General features: G+C 71.7%; 13 protein-coding genes. 9 read left to right on the forward strand and 4 right to left on the reverse strand.

Annotated features, from left to right (window positions below; translation table 11 throughout):
• Window position 1: 1 nt before the first annotated feature.
• The 9 genes from pucL to ABD191_RS05925 all read left to right on the forward strand — a co-directional run bounded on the left by pucL (window position 2) and on the right by ABD191_RS05925 (window position 10,766).
• Window positions 2-859, forward strand: coding sequence for a factor-independent urate hydroxylase (pucL, locus tag ABD191_RS05885; protein ID WP_344077669.1), 858 nt, complete (start codon window positions 2-4; stop codon window positions 857-859).
• A gap of 5 nt (window positions 860-864) precedes the next feature.
• Window positions 865-2,223 carry an 8-oxoguanine deaminase gene (locus ABD191_RS05890; protein WP_344077671.1) on the forward strand — a complete coding sequence of 453 codons (1,359 nt, stop codon included), beginning with the start codon at window positions 865-867 and terminating at the stop codon, window positions 2,221-2,223.
• Between the two features lie 143 nt (window positions 2,224-2,366).
• Window positions 2,367-3,440, forward strand: coding sequence for a LacI family DNA-binding transcriptional regulator (locus ABD191_RS05895; RefSeq protein ID WP_344077673.1), 1,074 nt, complete (start codon window positions 2,367-2,369; stop codon window positions 3,438-3,440).
• Between the two features lie 588 nt (window positions 3,441-4,028).
• Window positions 4,029-5,087 (forward strand): LacI family DNA-binding transcriptional regulator, encoded by a 1,059-nt coding sequence (locus tag ABD191_RS05900; protein ID WP_344077675.1) that lies wholly within the window; start codon window positions 4,029-4,031, stop codon window positions 5,085-5,087.
• A 200-nt stretch (window positions 5,088-5,287) separates the two neighbouring features.
• A complete protein-coding gene (locus tag ABD191_RS05905; protein ID WP_425560658.1) occupies window positions 5,288-6,271 on the forward strand; it encodes an ABC transporter substrate-binding protein in 984 nt (327 codons plus the stop codon).
• 105 nt (window positions 6,272-6,376) lie between these two features.
• Window positions 6,377-7,927: a sugar ABC transporter ATP-binding protein gene (locus ABD191_RS05910; protein ID WP_344077862.1), complete on the forward strand. Its 1,551-nt coding sequence runs from the start codon at window positions 6,377-6,379 to the stop codon at window positions 7,925-7,927.
• Window positions 7,927-8,988, forward strand: coding sequence for an ABC transporter permease (locus tag ABD191_RS05915; RefSeq protein ID WP_344077679.1), 1,062 nt, complete (start codon window positions 7,927-7,929; stop codon window positions 8,986-8,988). Before ABD191_RS05910 ends, ABD191_RS05915 begins: the two co-directional genes overlap by 1 nt.
• Window positions 8,985-9,983, forward strand: coding sequence for a galactofuranose ABC transporter, permease protein YjfF (gene yjfF, locus ABD191_RS05920; protein ID WP_344077682.1), 999 nt, complete (start codon window positions 8,985-8,987; stop codon window positions 9,981-9,983). The genes ABD191_RS05915 and yjfF overlap by 4 nt, the downstream gene beginning before the upstream one ends.
• Before the next feature lie 120 nt (window positions 9,984-10,103).
• A complete protein-coding gene (locus tag ABD191_RS05925) occupies window positions 10,104-10,766 on the forward strand; it encodes a class I SAM-dependent methyltransferase (RefSeq protein WP_344077684.1) in 663 nt (220 codons plus the stop codon).
• Here ABD191_RS05925 and ABD191_RS05930 read toward each other — a convergent pair.
• The 4 genes from ABD191_RS05930 to ABD191_RS05945 all read right to left on the reverse strand — a co-directional run bounded on the left by ABD191_RS05930 (window position 10,763) and on the right by ABD191_RS05945 (window position 15,505).
• A complete protein-coding gene (locus ABD191_RS05930; RefSeq protein ID WP_344077686.1) occupies window positions 10,763-11,833 on the reverse strand; it encodes a hypothetical protein in 1,071 nt (356 codons plus the stop codon). The genes ABD191_RS05925 and ABD191_RS05930 overlap by 4 nt on opposite strands.
• A gap of 147 nt (window positions 11,834-11,980) precedes the next feature.
• Window positions 11,981-12,184, reverse strand: coding sequence for a hypothetical protein (locus ABD191_RS05935; protein ID WP_344077688.1), 204 nt, complete (start codon window positions 12,182-12,184; stop codon window positions 11,981-11,983).
• Between the two features lie 220 nt (window positions 12,185-12,404).
• Window positions 12,405-14,519, reverse strand: coding sequence for a RecQ family ATP-dependent DNA helicase (locus tag ABD191_RS05940; RefSeq protein ID WP_344077689.1), 2,115 nt, complete (start codon window positions 14,517-14,519; stop codon window positions 12,405-12,407).
• Window positions 14,520-14,524: 5 nt separating this feature from the next.
• A complete protein-coding gene (locus ABD191_RS05945; RefSeq protein ID WP_344077691.1) occupies window positions 14,525-15,505 on the reverse strand; it encodes a pirin family protein in 981 nt (326 codons plus the stop codon).
• Between the last annotated feature and the right edge of the window lie 96 nt (window positions 15,506-15,601).

Consider the following 15,601-nt stretch of genomic DNA (forward strand, 5'->3'; position numbering starts at 1 on the left):
GATGGGCATCGTGCTGGGCGCGAACCAGTACGGCAAGGCGGAGACGCGGCTGGTCCGCGTCACCCGCGACGGCGGCACGCATACCCTGACCGACCTCAACGTCAGCGTCTCGCTCGCCGGGGACCTCGTCGACGCGCACCTGTCCGGCGACAACGGGCACGTGCTGCCCACGGACACGCAGAAGAACACCGTGTACGCGTTCGCGCGCCGGCACGGGGTCACCTCCGTCGAGGCGTTCGGCCTGCTGCTGGCCCGGCACTTCGTGGCCAGCCAGGAGCCCATCCACGCCGTCCGCGTCCGGCTGGAGAGCTACTCCTGGACCCGGCTGGGCCCGCACTCGTTCCAGCGCGACGGCGCCGAGGTCCGCACGGCCACGGTCACCTGCGACCGGTCCGGGGCCACGGTCGTCAGCGGCGTGACCGACCTGGTGCTGCTCAACTCCACCGGCTCGGAGTTCGTCGGCTACCGCCAGGACGGGTACACGACGCTGGCGCCCGCGACCGACCGGATCCTCGCCACGGCCGTGACCGCGCGGTGGCGCCACGCCTCGGCCGACGGCGACTGGGACGCCTCCTACGCGGCGGTGCGTTCGGCGCTGGTCAGCGGATTCGTCGAGACCTACAGCCGCTCGCTGCAGCAGACCCTCTACGCGATGGGGGAGCGGGTGCTCACCGAGCGGCCCGATGTCGTGGAGGTGCGCATGAGCATGCCCAACCGGCATCACTTCGCGGTGGACCTGACCCCGTTCGGCCTGGACAACCCCAACGAGGTCTTCTACGCGGCCGACCGCCCGTACGGTCTGATCGAGGGGACCGTGCTGCGCGACGACGCGCCGGCGGCCGGACTGGCCTGGTGGTGAAGCGGATGATCACCGTGATCGAGGGCGGCGCGGTGGCGACCGTGGACGGCGCCGGGACGGAGTACGCCGACGGCCACGTCGTCGTCGACGGCGGCCGGATCGTGGCCGTGGGGGCGGGCCCGGCGCCCGTCGCCGGGGACGGGCGCGAGGTCGAGCGGGTGGACGCGTCCGGCTGCCTCGTCACGCCGGGCCTCATCAACACCCATCACCACCTGTACCAGTGGGCCACGCGCGGATACGCCACGGAGTCGAACCTGTTCGGCTGGCTGACCACGCTCTATCCCGTCTGGGAAGGCATCGACGCGGACCTGACCCGGGCCACCACGGCGGCCGGCCTCGGCTGGCTGGCCCTGTCCGGCTGCACGATGAGCAGCGACCATCACTACGTGTTCCCGCGCGGGGCTGGCGACCTCGTCGAGGCCCAGGTCGACGCCGCCCGGTCGGTGGGCGTACGCCTGCACGTCTGCCGGGGCTCGATGGACCTCGGCGTCTCCGCGGGCGGCCTGCCGCCGGACAGCCTGGTCGAGACCACGGACGGCGCGCTCGCCGGCACGGCCGACGCGATCGAGCGCTTCCACGACCCGGCGGCCGAGGCGATGATCAAGGTCGCGGTGGCGCCCTGCTCGCCGTTCTCGGTCACGACGGCGCTCATGCGCGAGTCCGCGGCGCTCGCCCGGCACGCCGGCGTGCGCCTGCACACCCACCTCGCGGAGACGGTCGACGAGGAGGAGTTCTGCCGCGAGCACCACGGCTGCCACCCGGTCGAGTACGCCGAGCGGCTGGGCTGGCTGGGCGATGACGTCTGGCTGGCCCACGGCGTGCACCTCGATCGGGCGGCCGTGGCGAGGCTGGGGGAGACCGGCACGGGCGTGGCGCACTGCCCGAGCTCCAACGCGCGCCTGGGCGCCGGTACCGCGCCCGTGCGCGACCTGCTGGATGCCGGCGCCCCGGTCGGGCTGGGCGTGGACGGGCCCGCGTCCCAGGAGGCCGGTCGGCTCGGCGACGAGCTGCGCCAGGCCCTGTACGCCGCCCGCCTGCGCGGTGGCCCGGCCGCGCTGGACGCCCGGGCGGCACTGTCGCTGGCCACGGTCGGCGGGGCCCGCTGCCTGGGCCGGGCGGCGGAGCTGGGCTCGCTGGAGGTCGGCAAGCTCGCCGACGTCGCGGTCTGGCGGCTGGGCGGCCTGGGCCACGCGGGGATCGCCGACCCGGTCACGGCGCTGGTGTTCGGGGTGCTGCCGCCGTTGGCGCTGCTGCTGGTGGGCGGTGACGCCGTGGTGCGCGAGGGCGGGCTGGTCACCGCGGACGAGCGGGCGCTGGGCCGGGACCTGGCCCGGGCGGCGGGCCGGCTGCGTGACCGACAGTGACGTCACTGCGGTCAATGTATTGGCCCAGTTAGTTGTGAGCACTAACAATCGTTTCGATGCGTACCACCCGTGCCACCGGCACACCCTCGCGGACGCTCCGTCACAATGTGTGGCGGACGTGTCGGAAGGTGGGTGATGGCCGGGTGAGCCCGACGCTACGCAGGGACGCCGGGGGGCGGCGCGACTCCGTGATGATGGATGTCGCCCGGCTGGCGGGCGTGTCGCATCAGACTGTCTCGCGGGTGCTCAACAACCAGGCGAATGTGCGCCCCGAGACCCGCGAGCGCGTGCTCGAGGCGATGCGCCAGCTCGACTATCGGCGCAACTCGGCGGCCCGGACGCTCGTCACCCGCCGGTCGCGCACCCTGGGCCTGATCAGCTTCGAGTCCACGCTGTTCGGCCCGGCCTCGATGGTCTACCAGGTGGAGCAGGCGGCGCGCGAGGCCGGCTACTTCCTGACCATCGCCAGCGTCCGCTCGCTGGACCGCCGCGCCGTGCTCGACGCGGTGGACCGGCTGCGGGAGCAGAGCGTGGAGGGCATCGTCGCGACCGCGCACATGCCGGCGGCGGGCGAGGCGCTCGCCGAACTGCCGGCGGGCCTGCCGATCGTCGTCGTGGGTCTCGGCGCGGCGGCCGCCACCCGGCCCGGCGGCGGCATCGTGCCGAGTGTCGCCACGGACAACCACACCGGCGCCCTGCTCGCCACGCGGCACCTGGTCGCTCTGGGGCACAAGGAGATCCGCCACCTGTCCGGGCCGGTCGACTGGCCGGAGGCGCAGGACCGCGTGGCGGGCTGGCGTGACGTGCTGACCGACGCCGGCCTTCCCGTCGGCCCGGTGCTGGCGGGGGACTGGTCGGCCCGGTCGGGGTACGAGCTGGGCCGTCTCCTGGCGCGCGACCCCGACATGACGGCGGCGTTCTGCGCCAACGACCAGATGGCGCTCGGCTTCGCGCGGGCGCTGCACGAGACCGGCCGGCGCGTGCCCCACGACGTGAGCGTCGTGGGCTTCGACGACGTACCCGAAGCCGAGTTCTACCTGCCTCCGCTCACCACCGTCCGCCAGGACTTCGTGGGGCTCGGCCGGCGCAGCCTGGACGTGCTGCTGGCCCAGGTCGAGGCGCGCGACTCCGGCGCCGCGCCGGCCGGCGCGGTCACGCCCACCCTCATCACGCCGGAGCTCGTCGTGCGGGCGAGCACGGTCGCGCCGCCCGACTGACCGCCTCGCCGAGAGGAGCCATCCACCCGCGCCCGCCGCGAGCGGATCGGCCACCCACCCGCGCCGGGACTACCGCTTTCCGCGCGCCCACGGTGGTGTCCGCGTGGACGGTCGTCGCGGACCCGGACGTGCCCGTGCGCGGGTCGCCGCCCGCGTACGGGCAGGCAGGACCGGCAGCGATGGCCTCGCCGTCGTGAGGCGGGCCGGCACGTAGCCCGTACGTGCCGGGCCCTTCGCGTTACCGATTTGTTTCCCAAGCCCTCGATCCGGCAAATATGGACATTTAGGTATCATGATGTGTTGATGTGATCGACGGATGGCTATGAATGGTGCCCCGCTCCGGGCGGCGCAGGTTCACGTTTTCCCAAGTCACGGCGGTTGATCGCGGCGATTTCGCAAGGCGCGCGGCCCCGGTTGGGCGCCGGAGCCGGGACTTTCGAGGCGGCTTTCAGGCGGGCAAGTTCCACCCTTGACGCGACGGGATGTGAGCGTTAACACTATGCCCTGCAACGTTCCGGCAACACGAGTTAACGGGATGGATCCGGCCATGACGCACGCACTGAACGCTCCTCGCCGAGGGACTCGGCGATGAGCGACGATGTGCGCCATGAGCCGGTCGAGGCGCCGGTCAGCCCGGCGGTTCCGGAGCGGATGGCGACCATGATGGACGTCGCGAAGCTCGCGGGGGTGTCACACCAGACGGTCTCGCGCGTGCTCAACGACCAGGCGAAGGTGAGCCCGGAGACCCGGGCCCGCGTTCTCGACGCGATGCGTCAGCTCGACTACCAGCCGAACTCGGCCGCTCGCGCACTGGTCACCCGGCGTTCAAAGACCCTGGGCCTGGTCACCTTCGACACCACCCTGTTCGGTCCGGCGTCCATGGTCTACGGCATCGAGCAGGCGGCCCGCGACGCCGGCTATTTCGTCAGCATCGCGAGCATCCGCACGCTCAGCCGCCGCGCCGTGCTCGACGCGATCGGCCAGCTGCGCCTGCAGTCGGTCGAGGGCATCGTCGCGATCGTCCCCAAGGACTCCGCGGTCGTGGCGCTGTCGGCCGTACCGCCCGGCATCGCGCTGGTCGGGGTCGGCGTCGGCGGCGGCGCGGACGTGCCCATGGTCGGCGTGGACAACGTGGTGGGCGCCGCGTTGGCCACCCGGCACCTGCTCAGCCTCGGGCACCGGACGGTGTACCACATCTCGGGGCCGCCCGGTTGGCCCGAGGCCCGCGAGCGGACCACCGGCTGGCGGGAGGCCCTCACGGCGTACGCCGCACCGGCGCCGCCCGTACTGGTGGGGGACTGGAGCGCGCGCTCCGGCTACCTCGCCGCGCAGCGGCTGGCGACTGACCCCTCGGTCACCGCCGTCTTCTGCGCCAACGACCAGATGGCCCTCGGCGCGCTGCGCGCGCTGCACGAGGTGGGCCGTCGGGTGCCCGCGGACGTGAGCGTCGTCGGCTTCGACGACGTGCCCGAGGGCCCGTACCTGATCCCGCCACTGACCACCGTCCAACAGGACTTCGCCGAGGTGGGCCGCCGCTCGTTGGCGCTGCTCATGGAGCAGATCACCACCGGGGCGAGACCGCACCGGCAGATCCACCTGACCCCCCAGCTGAAGGTGCGCGACAGCTCGGCCCGTGCGGTCGCCTAGCGCAATGAGAACGCTCACATAGTCGCCCTCACAAGGGCGATCACAGATGTCGCCGGCGGTCCGACCGCCTCCCGGCACGGAGACGGTCGGACGGCCCGGTGAACCGGCGCGGGCTTGACCCGCACCACCACGTATCACCAGTACAACCCCCTGCACCCGACACAGCAGCAGAACCCATCGGCATGAGGAGAGTGGGCAGAGTGTACAGAAAGGTAGCGTCGATCTTGGCCATCGGCCTGCTGGCGACCGGCTTGGCCGCCTGCGGCGACGGCGAAGGCGGCAGCGGCGGCGGCGGCGCGGACGACGGCCAGATCGTCCTGGGCTTCTCCCAGGTCGGTGCCGAGAGTGGCTGGCGTACCGCCAACACCGATTCGATCAAGAAGTCCGCCGAGGCGGCCGGCATCAAGCTGCAGTTCTCCGACGCGCAGCAGAAGCAGGAGAACCAGATCAAGGCCATCCGCTCGTTCATCCAGCAGAAGGTCGACGTCATCGCCTTCTCGCCGGTGGTCGAGTCGGGCTGGGACACCGTGCTCAAGGAGGCCAAGGACGCCAACATCCCGGTCATCCTGACCGACCGCGCGGTCGACTCGCAGGACACGTCGCTGTACAAGACGTTCCTCGGCTCGGACTTCGTCAAGGAGGGCAAGCTCTCCGGCGAGTGGCTCGTCGAGCAGTACAAGGGCAAGACGGACCCGGTCAACATCGTCGAGCTGCAGGGCACCACGGGCTCGGCGCCGGCCAACGACCGCAAGAAGGGCTTCGCCGACGCGATCGCGGCCGCCCCGAACCTGAAGGTCATCGCGTCGCAGACCGGTGACTTCACGCGGGCCGGCGGCAAGCAGGTCATGGAGGCCTTCCTGAAGGCCCACAAGGACATCGACGTGCTGTTCGCGCACAACGACGACATGGGCCTGGGCGCGCTCGAGGCCATCGAGGCGGCCGGCAAGGTTCCCGGCAAGGACATCATCATCATCACCATCGACGCGGTGAAGGACGGCATGCAGGCGCTTGCCGACGGCAAGTTCAACTTCATTGCGGAGTGCTCGCCGCTGCTCGGGCCTCAGCTGATGGACCTGGTCAAGAAGGTGCACGCCGGCGAGGCCGTCGAGCCGCGCATCGTCACCGAGGAGACCACGTTCACGCAGGAGCAGGCCAAGGCCGCCCTGCCGAACCGGCAGTACTGATCCATCCAGGCGGGGCCGTGCCGGTCGGGCGACCGGCCGGTACGGCCCCGATTGTTCCGTCAGAGAGGCGCGACAGTGACTGCCCAGCCGCCGGCGATCCTGACCATGACCGGCATCAGCAAGGAGTTCCCGGGGGTCAGGGCGCTGGACAATGTGGACTTCCGGCTCTTCCCGGGTGAGGTGCACGCCCTGATGGGCGAGAACGGCGCCGGAAAGTCGACCCTCATCAAGGTGCTGACCGGGGTCTACGGCATCGACGCCGGTACGGTCGTCCTCCAGGACCGGCCGGTCAACTTCCACGCTCCGTCGCAGGCGCAGCAAGCCGGCGTCAGCACGGTGTACCAGGAGGTCAACCTCTGCTCCAACCTGTCGGTGGCGGAGAACATCTTCCTCGGCCGCCAGCCGCGCAGGCTGGGCCGCATCCAGTGGTCGGTGATGAACAGGCGCGCCGCCGAGCTGCTCAAGCGCCTGGAACTGAACATCGACGTGACTCGGCAGCTGTCGACGTACTCGCTGGCCGTGCAGCAGTTGGTCGCCATCGCCCGGGCCATCGACATCGACGCGAAGGTGCTCATCCTCGACGAGCCGACCTCCAGCCTCGACGCGGACGAGGTCGCCCAGCTGTTCCGGGTGATGCGCCAGTTGAAGAGCGAGGGCGTCGCGCTGCTGTTCGTGACCCACTTCCTCGACCAGGTCTATGAGATCAGCGACCGGATCACCGTACTGCGCAACGGCCGGCTCGTGGGCGAGTACCCGACGGCCGAACTGCCGCAGCTGGAGCTGATCTCACTCATGATCGGCAAGGAGCTGGCCGACCTGGAGAAGCTTGAGGAGCAACCCAAGCGACCCATCTCGGCGGTGGAGACCGGGCAGCCGTTCATCCAGGCCCAGGGGGTGGCCCGCACGGGTGCCGTCGCCCCGTTCGACCTGAGCCTGCACCCGGGCGAGGTCGTCGGGCTGGCCGGCCTGCTGGGCTCGGGTCGGACCGAGACCGCCCGGCTGTTCTTCGGCGCGGACCGCGCCGACCAGGGCCAGTTCCTCGTCGACGGCGCCCCCGTCGCGATCCGCGGTCCGATGACCGCGATGTCCAAGGCGATCGCCTTCTGCTCCGAGAACCGCCGCACCGAGGGCCTCGTGGGCGAACTGACCGTGCGCGAGAACATCATCCTGGCGCTGCAGGCCGCGCGGGGCTGGACCCGCCCGCTGTCGCGCAAGCGCCAGGACGAGCTGGTCGACCGGTATATCAGGACGTTGCAGATCCGCCCGGCCAACCCCGAGGCGCAGGTGCGCAACCTCAGCGGCGGCAACCAGCAGAAGGTGCTGCTCGCGCGGTGGCTCATCACCGAGCCGCGACTGCTGATCCTGGACGAGCCCACCCGCGGCATCGACGTGGGCGCCAAGGCCGAGATCCAGAAGCTGGTCGTGGAGCTCTCCGACGGCGGCATGGCGGTGCTGTTCATCTCCGCCGAGCTGGAGGAGGTGCTGCGGCTCAGTCACAAGATCGCCGTCCTGCGCGACCGGCGCGTCGTCACCGAACTCGTCAACGACGACACGGTCGACGCCGACCGCATCATGAACGCGATCGCCAGCGGCGCGGGCCGCCCCGCCGACCATCTGGTGGCCGGTCCCTCAGACACCGACGAGGTGGCAGCCTAATGAGCGTGACGACAGTGATCAGGCACCGGTTCTTCTGGCCGGTACTCGCCCTGGTCGTGCTCCTGGTGAGCAACGTGTTCTTCACTCCCGACTTCTTCAAGCTCGAGGTACGCGACGGCCACCTGTACGGCAGCCTCATCGACATCCTGCGCAACGGCGCGCCGCTGATCCTGGTGGCGACCGGCATGACGGTCGTCATCGCCACCGGCGGCATCGACCTGTCGGTCGGCTCGGTGGTGGCCATTGTCGCGGGTCTGGCGTGCTACTACATCAGCAAGCAGCCGGACCAGAACGCGGTCAGCGGCGTACTCACGGCGGTGGCGCTGGGCCTGGGGCTCGCGTTGCTGCTCGGCCTGTGGAACGGCGTGCTCGTGGCCGGCATCGGCATCCAACCGATCGTCGCGACGCTGATCCTCATGGTGGCCGGCCGGGGCCTGGCCCAGCTGATCACCGGCGGTCAGATCATCACGATCAACAGCGACCCGTACGACCTGATCGGGGCGGGCTACCTGTTCACGGTGCCGTTCGCGATCCTGGTGGCTCTGTTCGTGGTGTTCCTCGCCGTCCTGCTCACCCGGCGTACGGCGCTGGGCATGCTCATCGAGTCGGTCGGCGGTAACGCGGAGGCCAGCCGGCTGGCCGGCATCCGCTCCCGCCGCATCACGATCATGGTGTACGTCTTCTGCGCCTTCTGCGCGGGCATCGCCGGCCTGATGGTCAGCTCGGACGTCTCCAGCGCCAACGGCAACGACGCCGGCCTGTGGATCGAGCTGGACGCCATCCTGGCCGTGGTCATCGGCGGCACGTCGCTGCTCGGCGGCCGGTTCTCCATCGCCGGTACGGTGCTCGGCGCCCTGATCATCCAGACGTTGACCACCACGATCTACACGACCGGCATCCCGCCGGAGGTCACGCTGCTGTTCAAGGCCCTCGTCGTGACGATCGTGTGCCTGCTGCAGTCGCCCGCGTTCCGGGCGAAGGTCTTCCGGGGCCGCAGACGGCCAGTCGCGCCGCCGGCCACCCCCGCTTCCGAAGAGCCGAAGGTCGAGGTACCGGCATGAGCACCGCCGAGTTGACGGCATCCCGGCGCACGTGGCGGGACTGGGTGCCCACCAAGCAGTTGCCGGTCCTGGTGACGCTGGCCCTGTTCGGGCTCATGTACGGCGTCGGCGTGCTGCAGTACAGGGGGTTCTCGGACACGCAGGTGTTCCTGAACATCTTCATCGACAACGGGTTCCTGCTCGTGGTCGCCGTCGGCATGACGTTCGTCATCCTGACCGGTGGCATCGACCTGTCGGTCGGGTCGGTGGTGGCCCTGTCCACGATGGTGTCCTCGTCGCTGCTGACGGAGAAGGGCTGGTCGCCGTACCTGGTGATGGCCGTGGTCCTGGCGATCGGGTCGGTCCTGGGCTTCCTCATGGGCTGCATGATTCACTACTTCGACATCCAGCCGTTCATCGTGACCCTGGCCGGCATGTTCCTCGCCCGAGGGCTGTGCTACATCATCAGTACGGACTCGATCCCGATCAACGACAAGACGTGGGTCGCCATCGCGGACTACAAGTTCCGGATGGGCAACTACCGGCTGTCGGTGAGCGCCGTCGTGGCGCTGGTCGTCCTCGCCATCGCGGTGTGGATCCTCAGCTACACCAAGTTCGGCCGCAACGTGTACGCCGTCGGCGGCAGCGAGCAGTCGGCGCTGCTGATGGGCCTGCCGGTCAGCCGTACGAAGATCGCCGTATACACGATCAGCGGCTTCTGCTCGGCCCTGGGCGGCATGCTGCTGACGTTCTACACCCTGTCCGGCTACGGGCGCGGCGCGATCGGTCTGGAACTCGACGCGATCGCGGCCGTGGTCATCGGCGGCACGCTGCTCACCGGCGGCTCCGGCTACGTGCTCGGCACCATGGTGGGCGTCTGCGTGCTCGGCATCATCCAGACCCTCATCACGTTCCAGGGCAACCTCAGCTCCTGGTGGACGAAGATCTTCATCGGCGTGCTCCTGTTCGCGTTCATCATGCTGCAGCGGGTGATCCGGCTCGGCCGCAAGACCTGACCGCCCACCGGACTTCTTTGAGGCCACCGCCCGGACCGGCGACGCCGGTCCGGGCGTGGTCGTCCTACGCTCGCGGCGAACGGGCGCGCGACGCGGGTTCCCGCGTGGCTCAATGGGGACATGACGACCGGGGCGGCGTACGACGAGATCGCGGACTGGTACGAGGACGCGTTCCTCGCGGCGCAGGGCGACGCGGACCCGATCGGGGTGGGTGCGGCGCTCGACGCGCTGCTCGGCCCCGGCGACGGGGTCTGCCTGGAGGTCGGCTGCGGCACGGGCGCGCACGCCGACCGGGTGCGGGCGCTGGGCTGGACCCCCGTCGGCGTCGACCTGTCGGCCGGCATGCTGCGGCGCTCCGCCGGCCGTCTCACGGCCGCGCGCGCGGATGCGGCCCGGCTGCCGGTGCGCGACGCGTCCGTCGACGCGGTCATCGCCGTCATGGTGCACACCGACATGCCGGCCTATCCGGCCGTGCTGCGCGAGGTCGCCCGCGTGCTGCGGCCCGGCGGCGTGTTCGTGCACGTCGGGGTGCACCCGTGCTTCTGCGGCGGGTTCGCCGACGCCACCGACCGCGCGGCGCTCATCATCCGGCCCGGCTACCTCGACGTGCACTGGACGAAGGACTCCTACACCGACCAGGGAATCCGCGACAAGGTGGGCGCCGCGCACTGGCCGCTGCCGGCGCTGCTGCACGCCTTCCTCGACGCGGGCCTAGACCTGGAACGCTTCGCCGAGGGCGGCGGTCCGACCCCGATGACGCTCGCCGTGCGCGCCCGCGCCTAGGGGCGCGTACGGTCGCGTTGGCGCGGGGAGTACTGCAGGCGGAACACCTCCGTGCCCTGCTTCGAGACGCGGTGGATCAGCATGCTGGACAGCGGGTCGTCGTCGCCGGCGCGGCCCTGGTCGCTGCCGGCCAGCCAGGAGTCCAGGTGGCCGGGCAGGTTGAAGCACAGCCGGTACGCCTCCGAGCCGTCCGCCGGGACGACCTCCCAGGACACCGCCCGGCGGCCGCCCTTGTGCAGCAGCCACACCGGATGGGTCGGGTTGCGTCGGGCGTACGCGACGAACGCGTCCGTGCCGCCGGGCCGGCGCGCCGTCAGCGCGAGCGGGAACGGGGCCGGCGGGAAGCCGAGCAGCAGCTCGTCGTCGCCGCCCCGGGCCAGCCGCTGGCGCATCCGCCACGCGATCTCCGTGACGTACTCGCCGACCGGGTCCCACACCGCGTCGCCACCCGTGGCCGGTGGCTGCCGGTCGGTCATCTCCAGCGCCAGCCGCACGTGATGGCGCAGCACGGCCTGCGGCAGCGGGTGCGCCGAAGGGAACTCCTGCTTGACGTGCGAGGCGAGTTCCACTACCGCCGCGGCGGCCCGCTGCACGGGGGCGCGTAACCATTCGAACGCCGGGCCGGACAGGTCGACGAGCGAGATCTCGTGCGCCAGCGCGTAGTGCTGCGCCCCCGACGAGAATCCGGACGTGGAGAACAGGGCGTACGCGTACCGGTGGCGCCGGTGCGCGCGACCCGTACCCGAGGCGGAGCCGACGCTGTCGTTGACGTCCGCGACCACGCCGTGGGCGTTACGGACCTCCGGGAGCCCGGTGACAGCGGAGCGGAAGCGCGCCTCCACGAACAGGCGCACCGGCAACGACAGCGGCGCCACGAACGCCAACTCACCCAGCATGTCGGCCGGGTGGTCGGCGCCCCGGCCGCGCACCGTCAGGCCCTGGCCGGACCACCGCAGGTCGACCGGGTCGTCGCTCTCGTCGAGGAGCAGCTCGTACCCGCCGCGTCGCAGCAGCCAGGCCAGCGCCTCCTCAAGCAGGTACCCACGGAGTGCCGCCTCCGTCGTCATGCGCAGCAGCGTAGTGACGTGGATGCGCGCGCCCGACCCGCTGACCGGATGATCCACGGACGCGATCAGGTCATTACCGTATGCCGAACAGACGGCGCCGCCGGCCATCTGAGCCGGCGGCGCCGTCATGCGTATGCATCTCTGGGCCTACTGGGACGGCTGCGGAACCTCCGGGTTGCAGTCGACCTTCGGGTTCACCCCGACGTAGTTCAGCGGACCAGCGACGATCGTGACTATGGTGTTGCTGGTCTTGGCACAGTTGGTGTCATCGCCCTTGAAGTAGCCGCGCTGAGCAGCGGCGATTACCCCGATAATGAGCCACAACACCAGGATCACCGATCCGACGCGCACGTTGGCCTCCTGGATGAAGGTCCTCCCGGGGGTGGGGGGACACTTGCTGATACCCGTTGCCACACCACGCCAATCCTGCGCGCCGGACCCGGATCACGTGGCGCCCCAACGGGTTGCGGCGCGACGTGCCGTGGGTTGACCTGTCGCGGAGATTGGCCTCGCGTACGGAATCCGGCCAACAGTCCGGTACGCGAGTGCCCTTGGCGAGGTCAGCGACCACCTAGGTGGTTATGGCGAGCGCGAAGGGGAGCACCGCTGGCGCGCCGGCGCGGCGCAGCGCGCGGCCCGCGAGCGCCATGGTCCAGCCGGAGTCGACCAGGTCGTCGACGAGTAGTACCGGCCCGTCGAGGGCGGCGACCGCGGCCGTGAGCGCCGGGTCCGGGGCGAACGCGTCGTGCAGCGCCCGGACCCGCTGGGCGCTGTTGACGCCGCCGGGCGCGGGCGGTGCCGTCGACTCCAGCACGCCGAGCAGTGGCAGGCGGCCCACGGCCGCGACGTGCCCGGCGACGCTGTGGATGAGGGCGGGCCGGCGCCGCGACGCCAACGCGACGACGCCGGCGGGCCGTTGCGGCCACGGACTGTCGCCCCGGGCCCACCCGGCGAGCACCTCCACGACGGCGGCACGCAGCGCGTCCGGCGCCGGGCCGTCGAGGGCGTCGTCTGCCAGCAGGTCGCGCAGCCGGGCGCCCCAGCCGAGATCGGTCAGGCGGCCGACCGCGCGGCCCGGCAGGGTCTGCTCGTCGGCGGGGATGCGGCCCGACAGCGGGACCCCGACGGCCGCGAGGCCGGTCGGCCACATGCGGCGCGGCTCGATGGTGACGCCCGCCCGGCCGAGGAACGACTCGGCCGCCGACAGCGCCGCCGGTGACACGTCGGCGGCGAAGCGTGGGGGAGCGCACCGGTCGCAGCGCCCGCACGGGGCGGCGCCGTCGTCGTCCAGGCAGCGGCGCAGGAACTCCATCCGGCAGGCGTCCAGGCGCGCGTACGCGCGCATCGCGTCCTGCTCGTCGGTGCGCGCGGCCGCGACCCGCGCCAGCCGCCGCGCGTCGTAGACCCAGGGGGTACCGGTGGCGACCCAGCCGCCGCGCACCCGACGTACCGCCCCGTCCACGTCGAGCACCTTGAGCATGAGCTCCAGCCGGGCCCGGCGCAGCTCGACCCGGGCCTCCAACGCGGGAGTCGACAGTGGACGATCGGACAGTTGGGCGAGCACCGCACGCACCTGTTCCTCCGGCGGGAAGGCCAGGGACGCGAAGTAGCGCCAGATCGCCTCGTCCTCCGGGCCGGGCAGCAGGACGACCTCGGCGCTGGCCACCCCGCGACCGGCGCGGCCGACCTGCTGGTAGTACGCGATCGGGGAGGGCGGGGCGCCGAGGTGGAGGACGAAGCCCAGGTCGGGCTTGTCGAAGCCCATGCCGAGCGCGGACGTCGCGACCAGTGCCTTGATCTTGTTGTCGAGCAGGTCCTGTTCGGCGGCGCGGCGCTCGGCGTCCTCGGACTGCCCGGTGTACGCGGCGACCACGTGCCCCCGGGCGGTGAGGAACGCGGCCGTCTCGTGGGCCGCGGCCACGGTCAGCGTGTACACGATGCCGGAGCCGGGCAGCTCGTCGAGGTGGTCGGCCAGCCAGGCCAGGCGGTGCGCCGGGCCGGGCACGCCGACGACCGACAGGCGCAGCGAGTCCCGGTCGAGGCCGCCGCGCAGCACGAGGGCGTCGCCGAGCTGCTCGGCCACGTCGGCGGTCACCCGGGCGTTCGCGGTAGCGGTCGTGGCCAGGACGGGTACGCCGGCCGGCAGGTCGGCCAGCATCGTGCGCAGCCGGCGGTAGTCGGGGCGGAAGTCGTGACCCCAGTCGGAGACGCAGTGCGCCTCGTCGACGACGAGCAGGCCCGTGGTCGCGGTGAGCGAGGGCAGCACGGCGTCGCGGAAGTCGGGGTTGTTGAGCCGCTCCGGGCTGATGAGCAGCACGTCCACCGTGCCGGCCGTGACCGCCTCGGTGATCTCGTCCCACTCGTCGAGGTTGGCCGAGTTGATGGTGCGCGCGTGGATGCCCGCCCGGCCGGCGGCCTCCACCTGGTTGCGCATGAGGGCCAGCAGGGGCGACACGATGACCGTGGGCCCGTGGCCGCGCTCGCGCAGCAGGGCCGTGGCCACGAAGTAGACCGCCGACTTGCCCCACCCGGTGCGCTGCACGCAGAGCACCCGTTCGCCGTCGAGCAGCGCGGCGATGGCGCGCCACTGGTCGTCGCGCAGCCGCGCGCCCGCTCCGGCCAGCTTCTCCAGGACGGCGGTGGCCCGCTCGCGTGCGTCTGTCACGCGCTCAGTCCTACCACCCATCTGGGTCAGGACCGCCCCTCGCGGTCACGAGCCACCAGGCGGGTGGTCGGCAGCGGCGGGGCCGGCAGCGGGGCACCGTCATACCCGTGGACCGTGCCGAACCGGCCCGACGCCGTCCCGTCGTCCCACGCCTCGCGGGCCGCCACGATGTCCTCGTGGGTGCGCCCCACGAAGTTCCACCACATGACCAGGGGCTCGGCGAACGGCTCGCCGCCGAGCAGGAAGAACCGGGCGCCGCCGGCGGCGGACACGTCGAGCAGGGACCGTCCGCAGCCCAGGTAGAGCAGCTCACCCCCGCCCACGGGCGTGCCGGCCACGTCCGGGGTACCGGACATGGCGACCACCGCGTACTCGAAGGTGGGGTCGAGGGTGAGCGTCGCGGACCCGCCGGCCGCCAGCGTGAGGTCGACCCCCACGAGCGGGGTGTACGCGCGGGCGGGCGAGCGCAGCCCGCCGAACTCCCCGACGACCACGGTCGCGGTCAGCGCGCCGTCGCGCAGCGCCGGCAGCTCGGCGTGGTGGTCGAACGCGGCCGGCACGTCGCGCGCGTGCGCGGGCAGCGCCACCCACAGTTGCAGCCCGTGCAGCACCGGCGGGTGCTCGGCAGGGGACTCCTCGGAGTGGGAGATGCCCGCGCCGGACGTCATCAGGTTGAGCTGTCCGGGGCGGATGAGCTGGACCGAGCCGAGGCTGTCGCGGTGCAGGATCTCGCCGTCGAGCAGCCAGCTGACCGTCTGCAGCCCGGTGTGCGGGTGCGGGGGCACGCGCATGCCGGGCCGGGACGAGACGTCCTCGGGACCGTAGTGGTCGAGGAAGCACCACGCGCCGACCATGCGCCGCGCGCGTTGCGGCAACAGGCGGCGCACCACCGTGTAGCGACCCAGCGGCACGTCGCGGCCGGGGAGCAGCTCGGTCACCGGGGTCGGCGCGACATCCGTGGTGGTCCCGCAGGCCAGCTCGGTCGGCTCCCGCTCGGTGTTGCTCATGGGATCCAGGATGTCATCAAGTCGATCCCGCGCCGAGTGGCGGGGGGCGCGGCGGCTGGTTAAAGATGGTCACACCCCATAACCGTCCGGGAGCCG

The organism is Luedemannella helvata (assembly GCF_039528415.1).
GTDB classification, from domain to species: domain Bacteria; phylum Actinomycetota; class Actinomycetes; order Mycobacteriales; family Micromonosporaceae; genus Luedemannella; species Luedemannella helvata.

What these genes read in the sequence shown, in the direction of transcription:
- pucL (WP_344077669.1), top strand. Translation starts at nt 2, where the DNA reads ATGGGCATCGTGCTGGGCGCGAACCAGTACGGCAAGGCGGAGACGCGG.
- ABD191_RS05890 (WP_344077671.1), top strand. Translation starts at nt 865, where the DNA reads ATGATCACCGTGATCGAGGGCGGCGCGGTGGCGACCGTGGACGGCGCC.
- ABD191_RS05900 (WP_344077675.1), top strand. Translation starts at nt 4,029, where the DNA reads ATGAGCGACGATGTGCGCCATGAGCCGGTCGAGGCGCCGGTCAGCCCG.
- ABD191_RS05910 (WP_344077862.1), top strand. Translation starts at nt 6,377, where the DNA reads ATGACCGGCATCAGCAAGGAGTTCCCGGGGGTCAGGGCGCTGGACAAT.
- ABD191_RS05915 (WP_344077679.1), top strand. Translation starts at nt 7,927, where the DNA reads ATGAGCGTGACGACAGTGATCAGGCACCGGTTCTTCTGGCCGGTACTC.
- yjfF (WP_344077682.1), top strand. Translation starts at nt 8,985, where the DNA reads ATGAGCACCGCCGAGTTGACGGCATCCCGGCGCACGTGGCGGGACTGG.
- ABD191_RS05925 (WP_344077684.1), top strand. Translation starts at nt 10,104, where the DNA reads ATGACGACCGGGGCGGCGTACGACGAGATCGCGGACTGGTACGAGGAC.
- ABD191_RS05930 (WP_344077686.1), bottom strand. Translation starts at nt 11,833, where the DNA reads ATGACGACGGAGGCGGCACTCCGTGGGTACCTGCTTGAGGAGGCGCTG.
- ABD191_RS05940 (WP_344077689.1), bottom strand. Translation starts at nt 14,519, where the DNA reads ATGGGTGGTAGGACTGAGCGCGTGACAGACGCACGCGAGCGGGCCACC.
- ABD191_RS05945 (WP_344077691.1), bottom strand. Translation starts at nt 15,505, where the DNA reads ATGAGCAACACCGAGCGGGAGCCGACCGAGCTGGCCTGCGGGACCACC.